14 protein-coding genes and 1 pseudogene are annotated in these 19,191 nt (G+C 38.0%); 9 read left to right on the top strand and 6 right to left on the bottom strand.

The window, feature by feature from the left end; translation table 11 throughout:
* Nucleotides 1-82: 82 nt before the first annotated feature.
* Entirely contained in the window at nt 83-826 is a 744-nt protein-coding gene (locus tag CTN01_RS17535) for a sporulation protein (protein ID WP_045132107.1), read from the bottom strand.
* 263 nt (nt 827-1,089) lie between these two features.
* Here CTN01_RS17535 and CTN01_RS17530 point away from each other — a divergent pair, with 263 nt between their 5' ends.
* Nucleotides 1,090-2,079 (top strand): glutathione S-transferase family protein, encoded by a 990-nt coding sequence (locus CTN01_RS17530; RefSeq protein WP_107188290.1) that lies wholly within the window; start codon nt 1,090-1,092, stop codon nt 2,077-2,079.
* Nucleotides 2,080-2,149: 70 nt separating this feature from the next.
* Here CTN01_RS17530 and CTN01_RS17525 read toward each other — a convergent pair whose 3' ends face one another.
* The gene (locus CTN01_RS17525; RefSeq protein WP_045147373.1) at nt 2,150-2,800 is read right to left on the bottom strand and encodes an HAD family hydrolase; all 651 of its coding nucleotides are present in this window, start codon (nt 2,798-2,800) and stop codon (nt 2,150-2,152) included.
* A gap of 210 nt (nt 2,801-3,010) precedes the next feature.
* Between CTN01_RS17525 and cqsA the strand changes: the two are divergent.
* A pseudogene (gene cqsA / locus CTN01_RS17515) lies at nt 3,011-4,181 on the top strand (alpha-hydroxyketone-type quorum-sensing autoinducer synthase).
* A gap of 62 nt (nt 4,182-4,243) precedes the next feature.
* Here the strand turns inward: cqsA and CTN01_RS17510 are convergent.
* Nucleotides 4,244-6,271, bottom strand: a complete 2,028-nt coding sequence (locus CTN01_RS17510; RefSeq protein ID WP_045147371.1) for a hybrid sensor histidine kinase/response regulator — start codon at nt 6,269-6,271, stop codon at nt 4,244-4,246.
* Nucleotides 6,272-6,637: 366 nt separating this feature from the next.
* Here CTN01_RS17510 and betI point away from each other — a divergent pair, with 366 nt between their 5' ends.
* The 6 genes from betI (at nt 6,638) to choV (ending at nt 13,578) form a co-directional block, all read left to right on the top strand.
* The gene (gene betI, locus CTN01_RS17505; protein ID WP_045130061.1) at nt 6,638-7,234 is read left to right on the top strand and encodes a transcriptional regulator BetI; all 597 of its coding nucleotides are present in this window, start codon (nt 6,638-6,640) and stop codon (nt 7,232-7,234) included.
* Nucleotides 7,235-7,250: 16 nt separating this feature from the next.
* A complete protein-coding gene (gene betB, locus CTN01_RS17500) occupies nt 7,251-8,711 on the top strand; it encodes a betaine-aldehyde dehydrogenase (protein WP_107188292.1) in 1,461 nt (486 codons plus the stop codon).
* 18 nt (nt 8,712-8,729) lie between these two features.
* The gene (gene betA / locus CTN01_RS17495; RefSeq protein ID WP_045147368.1) at nt 8,730-10,430 is read left to right on the top strand and encodes a choline dehydrogenase; all 1,701 of its coding nucleotides are present in this window, start codon (nt 8,730-8,732) and stop codon (nt 10,428-10,430) included.
* A gap of 54 nt (nt 10,431-10,484) precedes the next feature.
* Nucleotides 10,485-11,420: a choline ABC transporter substrate-binding protein gene (locus CTN01_RS17490; RefSeq protein ID WP_045132113.1), complete on the top strand. Its 936-nt coding sequence runs from the start codon at nt 10,485-10,487 to the stop codon at nt 11,418-11,420.
* Nucleotides 11,421-11,551: 131 nt separating this feature from the next.
* On the top strand, nt 11,552-12,394 hold the full coding sequence (gene choW, locus CTN01_RS17485; protein WP_006645056.1) for a choline ABC transporter permease subunit: 843 nt from the start codon (nt 11,552-11,554) through the stop codon (nt 12,392-12,394).
* 2 nt (nt 12,395-12,396) lie between these two features.
* Nucleotides 12,397-13,578 carry a choline ABC transporter ATP-binding protein gene (gene choV, locus CTN01_RS17480; protein ID WP_045082211.1) on the top strand — a complete coding sequence of 394 codons (1,182 nt, stop codon included), beginning with the start codon at nt 12,397-12,399 and terminating at the stop codon, nt 13,576-13,578.
* Nucleotides 13,579-13,630: 52 nt separating this feature from the next.
* Here the strand turns inward: choV and CTN01_RS17475 are convergent, their stop codons facing one another.
* Both CTN01_RS17475 and CTN01_RS17470 read right to left on the bottom strand, forming a co-directional pair.
* Entirely contained in the window at nt 13,631-15,517 is a 1,887-nt protein-coding gene (locus tag CTN01_RS17475; protein ID WP_045082210.1) for an FAD-dependent oxidoreductase, read from the bottom strand.
* A 317-nt stretch (nt 15,518-15,834) separates the two neighbouring features.
* Entirely contained in the window at nt 15,835-16,746 is a 912-nt protein-coding gene (locus CTN01_RS17470) for a LysR family transcriptional regulator (protein WP_045082209.1), read from the bottom strand.
* Between the two features lie 87 nt (nt 16,747-16,833).
* Between CTN01_RS17470 and CTN01_RS17465 the strand changes: the two genes are divergently transcribed.
* The gene (locus CTN01_RS17465) at nt 16,834-17,484 is read left to right on the top strand and encodes a CatB-related O-acetyltransferase (protein WP_045132919.1); all 651 of its coding nucleotides are present in this window, start codon (nt 16,834-16,836) and stop codon (nt 17,482-17,484) included.
* A gap of 54 nt (nt 17,485-17,538) precedes the next feature.
* On the opposite strand, the gene CTN01_RS17460 is transcribed toward CTN01_RS17465, so the two are convergent.
* On the bottom strand, nt 17,539-18,945 hold the full coding sequence (locus CTN01_RS17460; RefSeq protein ID WP_045082208.1) for an amidohydrolase: 1,407 nt from the start codon (nt 18,943-18,945) through the stop codon (nt 17,539-17,541).
* Nucleotides 18,946-19,191: the final 246 nt, after the last annotated feature.

Here is a 19,191-nt window from a genome sequence, read left to right as displayed (position 1 = left end):
GTTTACGTCAAAGATAGCCTCAACTTCTTAAACATCCCCTTTGATAACAAGGCTGCTTGTACTTTCCTACATCATAATTAATCTACATTCTTAATAGTGTATCTAATTGATAACTAATCTCTGAGGCTGATGCATTTCTATTAATACTGAATGAGGTGTATTGATCGCCTCGGGTAGACAAAGAACGATCTATTTCAGCAAGACAGTGAATGACAGCGCCATCTAAAATAAAAGATAATTCAATTTCTTTGCTGCTAAAAAATCCGCTATTACGAAATTCGATTTCTTGATAACAGCCCGATTGTGAAGCAAAGTGTCCGCCTTGTAGAAAACCTTTTTCCACATCAGCTTTCATTAAATTAAAGCCTGCATTCTCAATGCTCGCAATGACACTAGCGATAGCTGGGAGAGGTTTTACCTCGATAAAATCACGATCAGAAGGATCAATGGCGAAATCAATATCTAACGTTGTTTCTAACCATACTTTCGATTGGTTATTTTGAGTGTTAAGTTGGGTGATAGGTGTTTCATCATGCAGTTTAAATTCAAAAGGCAGTGACTTCTCCTCACTGGCATGAATCGTAAAAGGTTGATTAACTTTTATCGTTCCTAACACAAAGGTTTGATAGCTGTGTCCATTTTCAAGTTCTACTTTCATTTCAGTACAAAGCTTTAATGAAATAGCATCAATGACTTGTTCTACATCTCCACCTTTAATATGCACATTTCCTTGTAATATCTCTCCTTGATAAAGTGAAGGATTATGCAAAATAGTGTCTACTTTTGCAGAGCCAATACCTAATGAGGCTTTTAATTTTTTAAACATAATCTGCCTTTGTATGTATCTTTAAATGCGCGATGTGAGCAAATTATCACAACAATACCCAGCGATGTAACTTCAAGATGCGATAAAGACGTAAGTAATTATTTTTACTATTTATTATTGTTATATACCTCAATGTTTTGTAAAGAAATAGAGCAGTACGCCAATCAGATTGATCAATCACGCTAAGTGAATCGTTAAAGTTTGAAAATAGGTGTTTATGTATTAGGTTGATTAATAAGAATGAACATTGATGAGAGGGAAGTATGGGATTATTAGTGGATGGGAAATGGCATACTGATTGGTACGACACTAAATCGACGGGAGGCAAGTTTGAACGAAAAGCTTCAAGCTTTCGCCATTGGGTAACGAAAGATGGTCAAGCGGGGCCTTCTGGAGAAGCGGGTTTTAAAGCTGAACCTCATCGTTATCACTTATACGTTTCCCTTGCTTGCCCTTGGGCGCATCGAGCTATCATTTATCGTAAATTAAAAGGGTTAGAGCCCATGATTTCAATGTCTGTAGTTAATGCTTTCATGGGAGAGGACGGATGGAATTTCGCATCGGGTGACGGTGTTGTTGCCGATCCCATCATTAATGCAGAGTTTATGCATCAAATTTATACCCATGCAGATCCTCATTATACAGGGCGAGTTACAGTACCTGTGCTATGGGATAAACAAAATCAAACCATAGTAACCAATGAATCAGCAGAAATTATTCGTATGTTTAATAGCGCTTTTGATAACGTTGGCGCAAATAGCCTTGATTTTTACCCAGAGGTACTACAAACAGAAATTGATGCTTTAAATGATTTTGTCTATGTGAATATAAATAATGGAGTATATCGCGCTGGTTTTGCGACTACTCAAGAAGCTTATGGTGAAGCCGTTGTGACACTGTTTAACGCGTTAGATACGATTGAAGCGCGGTTAACGGAAAATCGATACTTACTTGGCGATAAAATCACAGAAGCAGATTGGCGTTTGTTTACCACACTAGTCCGATTTGATTCGGTATATGTTGGGCATTTTAAATGCAATCTTAAACGCTTAGCCGATTACCCAAATATTTGGGGGTATTTGCGCGATTTATACCAAGTTCCCGGTATTGCTGAAACGGTTGATATTGATTATATCAAAGCCCATTATTATGGCAGCCATGAAAACATTAACCCTACGCGTATCATTCCCAAAGGACCTGAATTAGACTTTTCAAAGCCACATTGTCGTGAAAAAGTGGGCATTGAGTCATAGGTATTGATAAATATAGTAACAGGGCAATCACAGATGTATTGTGTTTGCCCATTTATATATCAATGATGAGTTACTGCTTAAGTTTTGCAAGTACTTCATTCATTGATGTATATATCCCATGGCCTAATGCTTTAACTTCATCACTGGGCTGCACTAAATCAATTATCTGAAAAGTTTGCATACCAGCTGAAACTGCAGCTTTAACACCATTATTTGAATCTTCAAAAGCAATACACATGCTAGGGTTCACGTTTAAACGCTTTGCTGCGAGTAAGTAAATCTCAGGATCCGGTTTACCATTTATCACTTCATCACCAGCTGTCACCGCTGAAAAATAGCTACTTAATCCAGCCATAGCTAATTTTTTTAATGCTAATTGCCGGTTGGTTGAGGTTGCCACAACCATAGGAATATTCTGTGTTTGTAACCAATTGAGTAGTGCAATAACACCATCTTTTACAGGAATAGCTTCATTTTCAACAATGCTTAAGTAAGCCTGCTTCCATTGCTTGCGAAATATAGGGTAGTCCATGGTTTCGCCATAACTGAGTCGTAACAGACCTTCGACACCAGACTCATTGCGTCCAATGATATTTAAGTAGGTCTGTTCAAGGTAGGGAAGGTTAAAGTCCAGACAGGTTTGTTTAAATATATCCATACAGACACGCTCTGTATCAAGTAATAAACCATCCATGTCGAAAATAGCTGCGTTGTATGTCATTTTATTAACTAATTTTAAAATAATGGAACGATATTTTACAGATAAAATACCTTTATTAAAATATGAGCGATTGTAAATTTAAATAAATAATTTAATGAAGTAAATGTTAATTGTTTATGAAAAAAATGATTGGCGATATTATTATTTAGAACGAGGAAAGTTTTATTGTTAATATTGTTACTCCTATTAACAAAAGTAAGAGTAATAAAAATGGAAAACATTAACGTAAAATCACTTCCAAACTTCATAAAAAAAAATTGATGCGCATCTAGAGGCAGATATTTACTCTCGAAAAAATAAAAAGCACTTAGTATTAGGTAAAACTCCCTCTGATACTTCAATAACGTTACAAAGTAATGATTATCTCGCCATTACAGGGCATCAACATATTCGTCAGAAGCACTTAAAAGCCATCACAGATCATAAACATGAAGTCGTGATGTCTGCGGTCTTCCAGCATCAAGCTGAAAGTGGCGATACATTTGAAGAACAATTAGCTGCATTAACAGGTTTTGAAAAATGTGTGTTGTCCCAGTCGGGCTGGGCGGCAAATGTCGGATTAATTCAAACCCTGATCCCTCAAGGTACACCGATCTATATCGATTTCTTTGCTCATATGTCGTTATGGGATGGAGCAAAACGTGCAGAGGGAAATATTCAAACATTTCTGCATAACAATATGCGCCACCTTGAAAAGCAAATTAAACGTGAAGGCCCTGGATTAATCATGGTTGACTCGGTATACAGCACAATCGGAACCGTTGCACCATTGCATGATTTAGTTGAAATAGCGAATCGTTATGGTTGTGCCTTGTTGGTAGATGAATCTCACTCGCTGGGCACACACGGTAAAAATGGTGCAGGATTAGTCGCTGAATTAGGCTTAACCGATCAAGTCGATTTCTTAACGGCGAGTTTAGCAAAAGCCTTCGCTTATCGAGCAGGAGCGATTTTATGCAGTAAAGATGTAGCGAAATCGTTCCCATTTACTGCGTATCCTGCCATTTTTAGTTCAGCACTGTTAAATCATGAGCTAGAAATTTTAAAAGCGACATTGGATGTCATTAAAGATGCGGATGATAAGCGTAGCCAGCTGTTTATTCAGTCTGAGAAATTACGTAGTGGTTTAGTTAATCTTGGCTATAAGATTAAGAGCCAGTCACAAATTATTGCACTTGAAAGTGGTAATGATGAAGATACAGAAGTGATCCGTGATTATTTAGAATCTCGAGATGTATTTGGTTCTGTGTTCTGTTCACCAGCGACCCCTAAAAATAAAAATGTGATCCGTTTTTCTTTAAATAGTGATGTGAGTGACGAACAAATATCGACATTACTTACTGTGTGTCGAGAGATGCGAGAGGAACTATCGTTAAAGTAATAGAGTAAATTCTTACCCATTATTGCTTTACGTTTACGTAAACGACAGTGGGTAAGTATATTTTAGTTAATAAAGCGTTCAATACTGGAAAAGATTTGCTCTTTAGTTGCAGGTTTGAAAATAAAGCCATTCATGCCCACTTTGCTTAGATCTTGCTGTTGCTTTTCATCAAGTGAGGCTGAGAAGCAAATAATGGGGGTATTTTTATGTGATTCATACCTTTTATTAGAACGAATTTGTTTTGTTGTTTCTAAGCCTCCCATTAAAGGCATTTCTAAATCCATCATAATAAGATCTACCTGGCTTAACTCAAGATTTTTTAGAGCATTAACACCATTCTCGGCATGAATAACATGAAATCCACTACGTTGGAGGAGTATTCCTGTATACATACGTAATGACATATTATCGTCTACAAGTAGAATACTTTTTGTATCTGTTGTTGATCGTGGTGTGTTTTTTTGATTATTAAAATGAATAAAAAAGAATCGACAGATATGATCAGTGAAATCATTCTCAATGTTATTAGCATTGACTAGTTTATAGTTAATTTTTTCATTTAATATTAAATTTAATGCTTTAGGTGTACGGTGTAGATATAAGACTTTTGTTGTTAATAATGCGAGTTTATCTTGTAACTTAGAGAAGTAATAATCATGTTCACTGTAACTATCAAGATTAATTATAATCATATCTACTTGATCAAAAGGTATGTCAATTAATTTAAATGGGCTAACGGTGTTAAAATTATAGCCATGAGAAAATGAGTTTTTCTGAAGTTCAAAAACATCACTGTTGTTGTCACCTATGTATAATAGGCGTTTTTTAGACATTAACTCATATTTTAGCTTATTAACTGATTTTGAATCGGATTTAGGTAAAATGATAGTAAATTCAGTCCATTCACCTAACTTAGATTGACAGCTGATCACGCCACCAAATGCTGTAATTACTTTTTTACAAAAAGGCAAACCTAAACCTGAGCTATTTTTTTTACCATGTGTAAAGAAATCATCAAAAATAGCATCAAGATTATTCTTTGGAATACCAATACCTGTGTCTCTTATTTTTATAACATTATTGTTTGTATTAATGTCGACATTGATATTAATATTGAAATTGTTTTTTTCTTTATAATAAAAAGCATTTTTCATAATATTGAAAATCACATAACGAAACAAAATATCACTACCAAAATAATTTGTATCTTTATTAAAATTAACTGAAACTAAATTTCTATCTTTTGATGATTGATAACCAAAACTTTCTACTGAACTTTTAATAATATTGACAATAGAATATTCTTGAAATGTACTTTTAGAAATAGCGTGCTCATTAATAGAGCTTAATAGTAAGTTAATTGTTTCATTACTATTATTTATAACGGTCATATTATTTCTAATTATAGATTCTAGCCCATTAACATTACTTTCTTTGTTATCACTTTTTTGGCGAAGAATATCGAGCATGAGTTCCATGGATGAGTAAAGTGAGCTGAAAGGGTTTCTCATTTCATGGGCAATACCAGCACTAAAGCTGCGAGCAAAAAGTAATTGATCTTCGTAATGAATGTGATTTCTATAATGTGAAGCAATACCTGTCACATATGAAAAACTAATAACTGCAATATAGCCCCAATGAAAATTATCACTGTTTATCGGATGGAAGCCATAAGAAAATAATGCCCCCAACGTTATACCAATAATGGAGATAGCGCTGATAATGTAAGCATCGTAAATCAATAATATTGATAGAAACAGTGCAGCCATGAAAGACATGATCCAAGGAATAGACCAATCATTCATAATCAGCATATAGCTGAAAAAGAAAGGTAAGCCAATGGTGATTGTGGCAATGAAATGAATCGCCTTATAACGTAAAAACCAATAAGGAAGATGATCTTTTAAAATGAAGGGAATAAATAAAGTGCCACAAAATAGCCTGAGTAAAAAGTTCTCATAAGGTTGAGGAAAAAGATAATGCCAAACAAAGAAGTATAGTGGAAAACCAATGCTACCAAGATAGCCAATAATGATTAAATTAGGCTCAAAGTAACGGTAAACATTATTAATTCTATTTTTTATACTCATTATCTATAAACTTCTAGTTATTAGCTTGAATACTATAAACCAAAATAACTAAATTAAAAAAACAAATTGGGTTTATGCTATAGAGCTCACCTTACTAATATTTCATTTCTCTCGTTACATATCATTTCTTAACGTTTAATAATTGTTCGTAATATGTTTTGGTTATTCTACTTGTATGTATCACATCTTAATTTATACTCTCGTTGTTAATATTTTGTAACATTTGCCATTGTGTTGATAATCTAACGATTTTCTTTGTTTTGATGGTTTTTTAAACTGTGATTTTGGTTTTGTTTTGATTTAATGTTAAAGATATGTCACATTTATACTTAATTGATCGTTCAATAAAAAATAAATGGGAGCATTATGCCAAAGGTTGGAATGCCTGATATTCGTAAACCACAGCTTGTAAATGCCACGATGGCAGTGATTGAACGAGTTGGCTTACATGCAGCAAGTATCTCGTTGATCAGTAAAGAAGCAGGAGTATCAACGGGGATTATCAATCACTATTTTGGTGGTAAGCATGGTTTATTAGAAGAGACTATGCGTGAAATTTTACGTCGTTTATCAATGAGCGTTACAACGTCATTAAGCCAGATACCCCGCAATGATCATCAAGCTCGAATTAATGCCATTATCATGAGCAATTTTGATGGTTACCAAGCAGAAAATAAAGTAGCGAAAACATGGTTAGCATTTTGGTCTTACGCTATGCATGACGCACAGTTGGGTCGTCTACAGCAAGTTAATGAAAAACGTTTGCTATCGCATTTAAAGATTGAACTTAAAGGGCTACTACCATCTTCTCAAGCTGAATTAGTTGCCTATGGTATAGCTTCATTAATTGATGGTATTTGGCTGCGCGGGACACTAAATCCTAAAGGCATTGATGCGAATAATGCTCGCATGATCATTAATGATTATTTAGAAAAGCAATTGGCTTTTTATTCAAAATTATAATTTCTTAGAGTTTCAAATGGATATGAAATCACTATATATAGATGGTAACTATGTTGCTGCATCGTCTGATATTCAATTTACAACGATTAACCCAGCTAATGGTCAATCGATAGCGACTATTGGGCAAGCCTCTCAAGCGGATCTTGAATTAGCGATTAGCGCAGCTAAAAAAGGGTTTGCTATATGGTCGGCTATGACGGCAACTGAGCGTAGCCGTATTTTATTACGTGCTGTGGCGCTACTGCGAGAGCGCAATGACGAATTAGCAGTATTAGAAGTCACAGATACCGGTAAACCGTTACAAGAAGCGATAGCGGTTGATATAGAAACGGGTGCCGATGTTATTGAATACTTTGCAGGTTTAGCACCAGGGCTTCAAGGTGAACAGCAACCTTTAAGTGAAAATCAGTTCTTTTATACGCGTCGAGAACCATTGGGCATTTGTGCTGGTATTGGTGCGTGGAATTATCCTATTCAAATTGCGATGTGGAAATCAGCGCCTGCACTTGCTGCGGGTAACGCCATGATTTTCAAACCATCGGAAGAAACACCGTTAACAGTTCTAAAGCTTGCTGAGATTTTTACTGAAGCAGGTCTACCTGATGGCGTTTTTAACGTTGTACAAGGTGATTACCGAGTGGGGCAGATGCTAACGGCACACCCTGAGATCGCTAAAGTTTCATTTACAGGTGAAACTGGTACAGGTAAAGCGGTAATGGCTGATAGTGCTCAAACCTTAAAGTCGGTAACGATGGAATTAGGCGGTAAATCGCCAATGATCATTTTTGATGATGCTAATGTCGATCATGCTGTTTCAGCGGCAATGGTGGCTAACTTCTATACCCAAGGTGAAGTATGTACACATGGCACACGTGTTTATGTTCATGAGACTATTTACGACACGTTTATAGAGCAACTTAAGCGTCGAACTGAGTTATTAATCGTTGGTGACCCGATGAATATGGAGACTCAAATTGGCGCATTGATTTCAACATCACATTTATCAAAAGTGTTATCAGCCATTGATGCCGCTAAACAAAGTGGTGCCACCTTGCTGACCGGCGGATACCAATGTACTGATAATGGTTTAGCACACGGTAATTTCGTTCAACCTACCGTTTTTATTGATTGTGATGAATCTATGTCTCATGTTCAAAATGAAATTTTTGGGCCTGTAATGTCGGTAATTAAGTTTAGTGATGAAAATGATGTTATCGCTCGCGCTAATAATACTCACTATGGTTTAGCTGCAGGTGTGTTTACCCAAAACTTAGCGAAAGCTCACCGCGTTATCCATCAATTACAAGCAGGGATCTGTTGGGTTAATACATGGGGGGATTCTCCTGCGCAAATGCCTGTTGGCGGTTATAAGCAATCAGGGATTGGACGCGAAAACGGAATAGAAACCTTAAAACATTATACCCAAACCAAAAGTGTACTTATTGAATTGGGCGATTACCAAAGCCCTTATGCTTAACGGATGGAGTCGATTTTGATGGTTCAAAATAAGCAGCAAAATAAACCCCAACACTATGACTACATTATTGTTGGCGCGGGTTCGGCAGGGTGTGTATTAGCTGACCGTTTAAGTGAAAGCGGTGAATATGATGTGTTATTGCTAGAAGCAGGCGGTAGTGATCGCAGTATTTTTATTCAAATGCCAACGGCGTTGTCATACCCAATGAACAGTGACAAATATGCATGGCAGTTTGAAACTCAAGCAGAACAAGGATTAGACGGGCGTAAATTACATTGTCCACGAGGCAAAGTCTTAGGCGGTAGTTCATCTATCAACGGCATGGTGTATGTACGTGGGCACGCATGTGATTATGACGAATGGGAACAAGAAGGGGCAACAGGCTGGAATTACCAAGCATGTTTACCGTATTTTCGTCGTGCTGAAACATGGATAAAAGGTGGTAACGCCTACCGAGGTAGCAAAGGTCCTGTTGGGACGTGTAATGGTAATGACATGGCACTCAATCCACTTTACCAAGCCTTTATTGATGCAGGTAAAGAAGCCGGTTATCCCGAAACTGATGATTACAATGGTTACCAACAAGAAGGGTTTGGTGCCATGCATATGACAGTTGATAAAGGTGTGCGTGCATCGACATCTAACGCTTATTTACGTCGTGCATTAAAACGCTCAAACCTGACGTTGAAAAAAGGCATTGTGGCTCGAAAAGTCCTTTTAGAAGGTAAAAAAGCGGTAGGTGTTGAATTTGAACAGTCAGGTAAGCTATCTCAAGTATTTGCAACAAAAGAAGTGATATCTAGTGCTGGATCCATTGGTTCAGTCCAGTTATTACAATTGTCTGGCATTGGGCCTGCTGCAGTATTGGAAAACGCGAAGATTAACCTTGTGCACGATCTTCCAGGGGTGGGGGCTAATTTACAAGACCACTTAGAAGTTTACTTCCAATACCACTGTAATGAAGCCATTACCTTAAACAGTAAATTAGATTTAGTTAGCAAAGGTAAAATTGGCGCGCAATGGCTACTAACTCGTACAGGTTTAGGTGCGACTAATCATTTTGAATCTTGTGCCTTTATTCGTTCGCGTAAAGGGTTAAAGTGGCCAAATATTCAATATCACTTCTTACCTGCAGCGATGCGCTACGATGGTCGTGCTGCATTTGATGGTCATGGTTTCCAAGTGCATGTAGGGCCTAATAAGCCACAAAGCAGAGGGTCGGTAGAAGTTGTTTCTAATGATCCACACGCGAAACCTAAAATTGAATTTAATTATATCTCTACTGAACAAGATAAGCAGGATTGGCGCGACTGTATTCGTTTAACCCGTGAAATTATGGCGCAATCAGCACTTGATCAATATCGTGGCGATGAGATTCAACCGGGAGCGGATATCACGTCTGATCAGGCTATTGATAAGTGGGTAAAAGAAAATGTCGAGAGCGCTTATCATCCATCTTGTACCTGTAAAATGGGCGATGATAACGATGTGATGGCGGTTTTAGATTCACAGTGTCGCGTTCGCGGTATTGAAAACTTGCGTGTTGTTGATTCTTCTATATTCCCGACTATTCCGAACGGTAACCTTAATGCGCCAACAATCATGGTTGCTGAGAGAGCCGCTGATTTTATTTTACAGAGAACCCCGCTTCCTGCAGGCAATGTACCTGTATGGATTGCCCCTGATTGGGAAACGACCCAACGAAACAATTCACAATAAGTACGTGGGATATACGTACTTAATAATGATAAATAAAAAGACAAAGGAATAATTATGTCTGTTACTAAAAAAACACTTCTTGCCTTAGCGTTAAGCTCAGTTGCTTTTAATAGCTATGCTAACCAATGTGATACGGTACGTTTTGCTGATGTTGGCTGGACGGATATTACAGCAACCACAGCGGTAACTTCTGAGCTTTTAAAAGGAATGGGTTACAGTACGAAAACTGATTTACTGTCAGTACCCGTGACGTACTCATCAATGGCGAATGGTGATATTGATGTCTTTTTAGGGAATTGGATGCCGACCATGGAAGGCGATATTGCGAAATATCGTGAAGCCAAAACGGTTGAAACAGTAAAAGCGAATTTAGAAGGTGCAAAATATACATTAGCTGTACCTAAGTATGTTTATGACGCAGGTGTTAAGAGCTTTGCCGATTTGGCAAAACATGCGGATAAATTTAAAGGCCGTATTTACGGTATTGAACCCGGTAATGATGGTAACCGTTTAATTCAATCAATGATCGACACGAATGCGTTTGGTTTAAAAGACTTTAGTTTAGTGGAATCAAGTGAAGCAGGGATGGTTTCGCAAGTTTCTCGCTCTGTACGCCGTGATCAGTGGATTGTTTATTTAGGCTGGGCACCACACCCAATGAATAGCAACGTTGAAATGGAATACCTTGCTGGTGGTGATGACTTTTTTGGACCTAACTATGGCGGTGCCAATGTCTACACCAATGTTCGCAGTAATTATTTAACCGAGTGTCCAAACGTTGGACAGCTTCTGAAAAATCTTTCATTTAGCTTAGAAATGGAAAATAGCTTAATGGAAGCGATCCTTAATCAAAAGATTCAACCTGAAAAAGCAGCGCGTCAATGGTTGAGTGAAAACCCACAGCAAGTGGAAGCATGGCTGAAAGACGTCAAAACTCGCGAAGGTAAAGTGGCCACTACAGCGGTGTTGGATTACTTAAAGCAATCTTAATCCTTTCTTAAAATACTGCGTTAATAATCATTTTTCGTTTATTAGCGCAGGTACTTCTTTGTTATTAGCTATTGTAAAACTTCATAAAAATAAGGTGGTAAGCATCGTCTTATCAAATAAAAGGCAAAAGTGTGAATTTCATTACGGATAATAAAATCCCTTTGGGTCAATGGATGGAAGCAGGTGTTGATTGGTTAACTATCAATGCTGCAGGGTTATTTGACGCCATTTCATTTTTCTTAGAAACCGTAATTCTATTTTTAGTTGATGTATTTAAGTGGATGCCGCCAGCACTGCCTATTTTAATCACCGCGGCGTTAGCATGGTACTTACACCGTAAAATTTCATTAGTGGTTTTCGTTGTTGCAGCATTATTAGTTATTTTAAATTTAGGCTACTGGCAGGAAATGCTAGAAACCTTTGTGTTGGTCTTTGCTGCTACAAGTATTTCAGTGCTTATTGGTGTCCCAATCGGGATCATGTCTGCGCATCGTCCGTGGTTGTATACCTTGATGCGACCTATTTTAGATTTAATGCAAACGGTGCCGACGTTTGTCTATTTAATTCCAACGCTGGTTTTGTTTGGGCTAGGTATTGTGCCCGGACTTATCTCTACCATTATTTTTGCCATTGCAGCGCCAATACGACTCACGTATTTAGGTATCACGAAAGTGCCTGAAGATTTAATTGAAGCAGGCAAAGCGTTTGGTGCAAGTCGGATGAAGCTATTGTTAAAAGTCGAGTTACCCGCGGCGATGCCAAGTATTATGGCGGGTATCACCCAATGCATTATGTTGTCTTTGTCTATGGTCGTTATCGCCGCGTTAGTCGGTGCGGATGGATTAGGAAAACCTGTTGTACGTGCATTAAATACCGTTAACATTTCACAAGGTTTTGAAGCGGGGCTTGCGATTGTATTGGTCGCGATCATCTTAGACCGATTATGTAAAACCCCAGCACAGAAGGAGCTGTGATCATGAATGCAATAACGATTAACAATCTGGATGTGGTGTTTGGCGATAAACAGCAACAAGCCTTAGCGTTATTAGATCAAGGTAAAAGCCGTCAACAAATTATTGATGAAACAAACCAAGTTGTTGGAGTTAATAACGTTAGCCTGCAAATCAAAGAAGGCGAGATTTGCGTACTAATGGGGTTGTCTGGTTCGGGTAAATCAAGTTTATTACGCGCGGTTAATGGATTGAACGATATAAGTCGTGGCGAATTGTTAATTAAAGATGGTGAACAAACCGTAGGTTTAGCAAACTGTTCAAAAGCTCAGCTACAGCACCTTCGTACTCATCGTGTCTCGATGGTATTTCAAAAATTTGCTTTAATGCCATGGCTAACTGTATTAGATAACGTTGCTTTTGGGCTTGAAATGCAAAATATCCCTAAAAAAGAACGTCATCAGCGCGCTAGAGAGCAGTTAGAAATGGTGGGGCTGGCTGAATGGGAGGATAAGTATCCATCAGAGTTATCGGGCGGGATGCAGCAACGGGTGGGCCTTGCACGTGCATTTGTTATGGATACCGATATTTTACTAATGGATGAACCTTTTTCAGCGCTTGATCCGTTAATACGTGCACAGTTACAAGATGAATTATTAGCACTACAAAGCAAACTAAATAAGACGATTTTGTTTGTCAGTCACGATTTAGATGAAGCACTTAAAATTGGTAACAATATCGCGATAATGGAGTCAGGAGAGCTGATTCAACACGGAAAACCTGAAGAAATCGTGCTCAATCCGAAAACAGATTATGTGCGTGATTTTGTCGCACATACTAATCCGTTAAATGTATTGAAAGGACGCTCATTAATGACGCCATTAACCGCGTTAGAGCAACAAGGAAATACATATAAAGTGTGTGATGCCGATGAGCTTTGGATCGCCCAAAATGAGGATACGTTGACTATCGTGAATGAAGGTAATCTTGATTGTCTTTCATGGCAAGTTACAGATGCTATTCCAAGCCATATAAATGACACCACTATAGTGATGGTCAGCCCTGATATTAGTATGCGAGATGCCATTGAGCTGAAGCGGCTGAATAATAAACCATTACTCATGGTTGAAAATAATCAATTGGTTGGGGTGTTACATAACAAAGATGTTTATAACGCGCTGCTAGGTGATTTTCAGCTAGCGTCTTAATGAAAATCGGTCAACAAAGACGATATAAAACGTCATTGTTGACCGTGATTTTTTAGTTCGCTAAATGTACGGCACGGTTGATAAACAATTTACGATCAACTTTATAATCTGTTGCGTATTGACGAAGTTTACAATCGTTGCCTTCATCACAACCACAACTTAAACAACGCTTAGCTTCATCAATTGCGGCTTGCTGTGATAGCCCGGTTTCAACTTCATTGAAGCTCAAATGACGCTGTGCCAGTGTTAGCTCTGGCATTTTAGCGCGTAACACTTTAGCGAGAGCGTGATTTAACATCTCCTCGGTTTGCTTAGCATTATCTCCAGTGGCAATACTTGCCATAACACGCTTTAACTTTTCAATATGTTCAGGCTGAATAAGATGACTTCTTTCTACATTGCGCGATCGGAATGACTCGGTATAGAGTTTTTCCATGGTGCCACCAAAGAATTCATCAATCCCTTTTGCCGCTTTTCGCCCATCAGCAATCGCTTCAATCGCGGTTGCTGGTCCTCGACGAAAATCACCAATAGCGAAGATATTTTTAACCCCAGAGTGCATCGTTGTTTCATCAACATTGATGGTGTTCCAGCGACTAAATGAAAGTTCGATATCTTCGGTAGCAATAAAGCTGGTATCGGTTTTTTGCGAGACAGCAGCGATAACGGTATCAAAGTCTTCAACAAAATATTCGCCGGTTGCTTTTGGTGAGCAACGACCAGAGGCATCAGGTTCTCCCAGTGCCATTTTTTCAAGTTTTATCTGACAAACATGACCATTGTCATCAGCAATATTTTCAGCAGGATTGGTTAGAAAGTGGAATTTAACACCTTCATGCTCTGCTTCTTCAATTTCATAGGTTTCAGCTGGCATTTCATCACGCGTACGGCGATAAATAAGTGTGGTATCTGCGCCTAAACGTAATGCAGAGCGGGCGCAGTCAATTGCAGTGTTACCACCGCCAATGACCGCGACTTTTTTACCAATAGTATATTGTTTATCGAGTGTCTGATCTTTTAAGAAATCAACACCAAGATAACAGCCTGCTAAATCACTACCGGTATACTTCATCTCACTGGCTTGTGATGCACCAATCGCTAAACAAACAGCATCAAATTCTTCACGGAGCGAAGAGAGGGTAAAGTTTTCACCTAACTTTTTATTGGTTTCGATACTCATGCCGTTACGACACATAATATCGATTTCTTTATCTAGAATATCTTTAGGTAAACGATACTCAGGGATGCCGTAACGTAGCCATCCACCGGCTTGTGGCATCGCTTCATACACAGTGACGTTGTAACCTTCATTACTAAGGAAATAACCACAACTTAAACCGCCAGGTCCTGCACCCACAATAGCAATGCGTATACCCTTATTGTCTTTTTTGATTGGGGTATAGCTATTTAGTTTTTCGAGGTCAATGTCAGCGGCGTAACGTTTCAATTGACGGATCGCGAGTGGTTCATCAACTAAGTTACGCTGGCATTTTGCTTCACAGAAAGCGGGGCAAACCCGACCAATAGAAAGCGGCATAGGCAATGTTTTCTTTATCACTTCAATGGCTTTTAAGTGTTCATTGTTAGCGATAAAGTATAAATAGGATTGGATATCGACGTTTGCAGGACAGGCAATCTGACAAGGCGGTACGCTGCAGTTGGTATTTGCGCGTTGTAAAATTCGCTCTAAATTGCACTTTCGAATATTTGACAGTAATTGCGATGAGGTAGTGACTACCATTCCATCAGTAGGTTTAACTTTGCACGCTTTCACAATCCCTTTACCTGCGATTTCAACATCACAAAGTGCGCATTCATCAGTGAATGTGTCTATGTCGCAGAGTGATGGGATCTCAATACCGCATTGTTTAGCTGCTTCTAATACGTTTTGATTCTTGTCGACTTGAAAGCTATTGCCATCAATATTAATAGTAACCATTAATTGCCTCTATTGTTATTTATTTACTGGGCAGCAGATTTGCTTGGTTATTTGCAGTTAATGATTATGTGAGAAAATTGAATATATTTTTGAAAAGATAAATAAGTAGGGTAAAAGTTATTTATCACTCATATGTATTGCGAAGCAATAGCATTGAGCAGCTATTGTATTCACTTTTTATAATCATTATACAAATCCTTTTAATTATATCTCATGCTTTTTACGAAAAGAATATGGGTAATTAAGCGTTGTCAGGCCAATATTTGTATTTTTAATGCAGTATTATTCTTTTTATTTCTTTCAATCTATCTTTAATTTTAATTTGTTTTATCAAATTTTTGACGAATAAAATTAACAAATAGACTTGTACGTTGGGCAAGATGTTTACGTTTAGGATAAAGGATATATAAAGGCAAACGATTAGGTGTAAACCAATCAGGTAAGATATTAATAATATGTGTTCGTTTATCACTATCTAAGTGACTTAATGCCATCTCATCAAGCATAGCAATACCACAGCCTTTGATCATTGCTTCGGTCATGACGGTGACTAGGCTAAAACTCATGGTAGGTTTAAGGATAATATTTGTCTTTTCTTGTGTCGTTTGATTAATAAAACACCATTTATCAAGCGTGAATTCGCTATTTCGATAAATAATGTGGTTGTGATCGAGCAAATCCAATGGATGAGTAATCAATGGATGATCTGCTAAGTAGCTTTCATGAGCGAAGGGTTGGCACTGAAGGTGGCGGATATAATGACCTACATAGCCTTCAGGTGGCGTCTCGGTGAAATAAATGGCGACATCAAAACCTTGTTCTATTAGATCTAATGGGGTTTCAGTAAAAGCGACTTCTAATTCAATGTTTGGATGACTTAAATTGAAATCGGCAAGATGTTCACTTAATAGCATCGAGCCAAAAGAAGCAGACGCCGCGATACGAAGTTTGCCATAAACAGAATTAGTGACATCTAATCCTTCGTTTATGGCTTCAGCATGTGCAAATAGTACTTTTACTTGCTTATAAAATTCAAGCCCATCATAGGTAAGGTTAAATTGGCGAGTTGTTCGCTGTATAAGCTGAGTATCGAGTAGTGATTCGAGTTGGCGCAACTGTCGACTGATATGTGCGCTTGAGCAATTCAATCTTAGCGCTGCTTTTGCAATGCTTTTTTCTTCACATAACGCCAAATAAATGGGTACGTAACTTAGCCACTTTATTTCCATATGGTAATTATTAATCTCTTAATTGTTACTTCTGGTAAGAATAAAGAACAATTAGACTGACTGCAATAAATCAATAGGACGTTTAATATGCAGTTTGAAACATGGCTTGAAAGCCAAAAATTAAAAGACACCATTACTAACCCCAATATAGAAGTCGGTGACTACAGTTACTATTCTGGTTATTACCACGATAAATCTTTTGAAGATCAAGCAGTACGCTATTTACTTGGAGATAAGCCAACCAAAAAGGTTTGGCAAAGCGGTATGTTTGGCGAAGTAGATAAGCTGATCATTGGTAAATTTTGCTCTATTGCTTCTGGTGCGACTTTCATGATGGCGGGTAATCAAGGACATCGTATTGATTGGATTTCAACATTTCCCTTTGGTAATGATTTTGGTGAAGATGTGCCAAGTGGCTTTAAGCGAGCAGGCGATACCGTGATTGGTAATGATGTATGGATTGGCTCTGAAGCGATGATCATGCCTGGAGTAAAAATTGGTAATGGCGCTGTGATCGGATCAAGGGCTGTGATAACCAAAAATGTTGAGCCTTATAGCGTGGTTGTAGCGAATAATCATGTGGTTAAACAGCGCTTTAAGCCAGAACAAATTGAGAAGCTAACGGAAATGCAATGGTGGGAATGGTCAGAGCAACAACTGAAACAAGCGATGCAAGTTATGTGTAGCGGTGATGTTGAACAGCTTTACAACTATTACCTTGAATATATTAAAGAATAAAAATAGGGCAGTGAAACGTGTTCGCTGCCCTGTATCTAACTAATAACAGATTAGTTACTGTACGATTTCGCCGCTTTCAATAACGGTTTGGCGCACTTTATCTGCAAACTGCAGCGCTTCTTTGCGAATGTTATCTTCATTAACCGTCAGTACGTTCCTGTTTTCCATAATCACTTTACCATCAACAATCGTATGCTTTACGTTCGTTGCGTAAGCAGAGTAAACCAGTGCTGAATATGGATTATAGACAGGTACCATATTTGGCGCTTTTGTATCAATAACAATCACATCAGCCAACTTACCGACTTCTAAAGAGCCAACTTTATCTTCCAAATGGAGTGCACGAGCAGCACCGATCGTTGCCATTTCAATTACATTTTTAGGTGGCATGGCTGCGCGATCTTTATTGACTAATTTATGCACTTTTGCAACTTGGTTAAATTCATCAATAGTACTTAGTGTATTGCCCGACATTGGACCATCGGTGCCTAAGCCGATACGTAAACCGTCATTAAACATTTGCAATGCTGGTGAAACACCTTTTGCTGATTTAATGTTAGCACTCATATTATGTGCAATACCCACATCGTACTTTTTCAAGATAGCGATATCTTCTTCGTTCGCATCAATAACGTGAGCTGCGACTAAGTTCTCGTTTAGTGCGCCAATAGACTCCATGTATTTTACAGGGGACAGACCACCAGAACGTTTTGCAATAACCTCGCGTTCACGATCAGATTCAGCCAAGTGCATCATCACTGGAACATCGTATTTCATCGAAAGTTTGGCAATAGTTTGCAGAGTTTCTGTTGAGTTGGTGTACGGGCCATGTGGCGCAAATGCCATCGTGATACGCGGGTGATCTTTATATTCGTTAATCAGTTTTTCCGCATATTTAATGCCATCTTCCGGTGTTTTAGCACTTGCTACAGGGAATTGAATAATGGTTTCACCTAAAATCGCACGCATACCAATTTGATCTACGGTTTTAGCAACTTCGTCTTCAAAGTAATACATGTCAGCGTAAGTTGTTACGCCACCTTTAACCATTTCAACGTTACCCAACTGAGCACCGATACGTACCATTTCACGTGATACTAGCTTTTTCTCTAATGGGAATATGTAACGGTGAAGACGATCTGGCACATCATCAGCTAATGAACGGAAAACAGTCATCGATGCGTGAGTGTGGGTATTAATAAGGCCAGGCATAACAATATCGCCATCAGCATCAATTGTTTTTACTGATTTATACTCATTAATGTCTGAGCCATCAGTAACAGCAACAATCTTATTATCTTTAATTGCAATTAAACCCTTATCAAAAATCGTTTTTTCACTATCCATGGTTAGTATTTGACCATTTTTGATTAATAGATCAACATTTTCGATAGCAAAAGCAGAAGCGCTTGAAAGAGATAAAGTTGCTAATGATGCAGCAAGTAACGTTTTCTTTAACATCGAGTATCACCGAAGGAAGGTATTTTTCGCAGATAATACTGGGTAATTTTTTATTGAAAATAACAATTTCATTTATTGCTTTTATTTGTGATCATCATCGCTATAAGTTGCAGGCAATATTCCTAAAAGCGATAGTTTATAAGGTGTAATCGTTTGCTATTGGTTAAGTAGAGGATTAATTACTTTTTATGTGACAATAAAAAGTGATGTTGAAGACGGATATATTGCAGTTTAAAACTAAAGATC

It is taken from the genome of Photobacterium angustum (genome assembly GCF_003026365.1).
Classification (GTDB): Bacteria; Pseudomonadota; Gammaproteobacteria; order Enterobacterales; family Vibrionaceae; genus Photobacterium; species Photobacterium angustum.
Note: the sequence above shows the minus strand (reverse complement) of the source record. Positions and strands in the feature narration are given on the sequence as shown.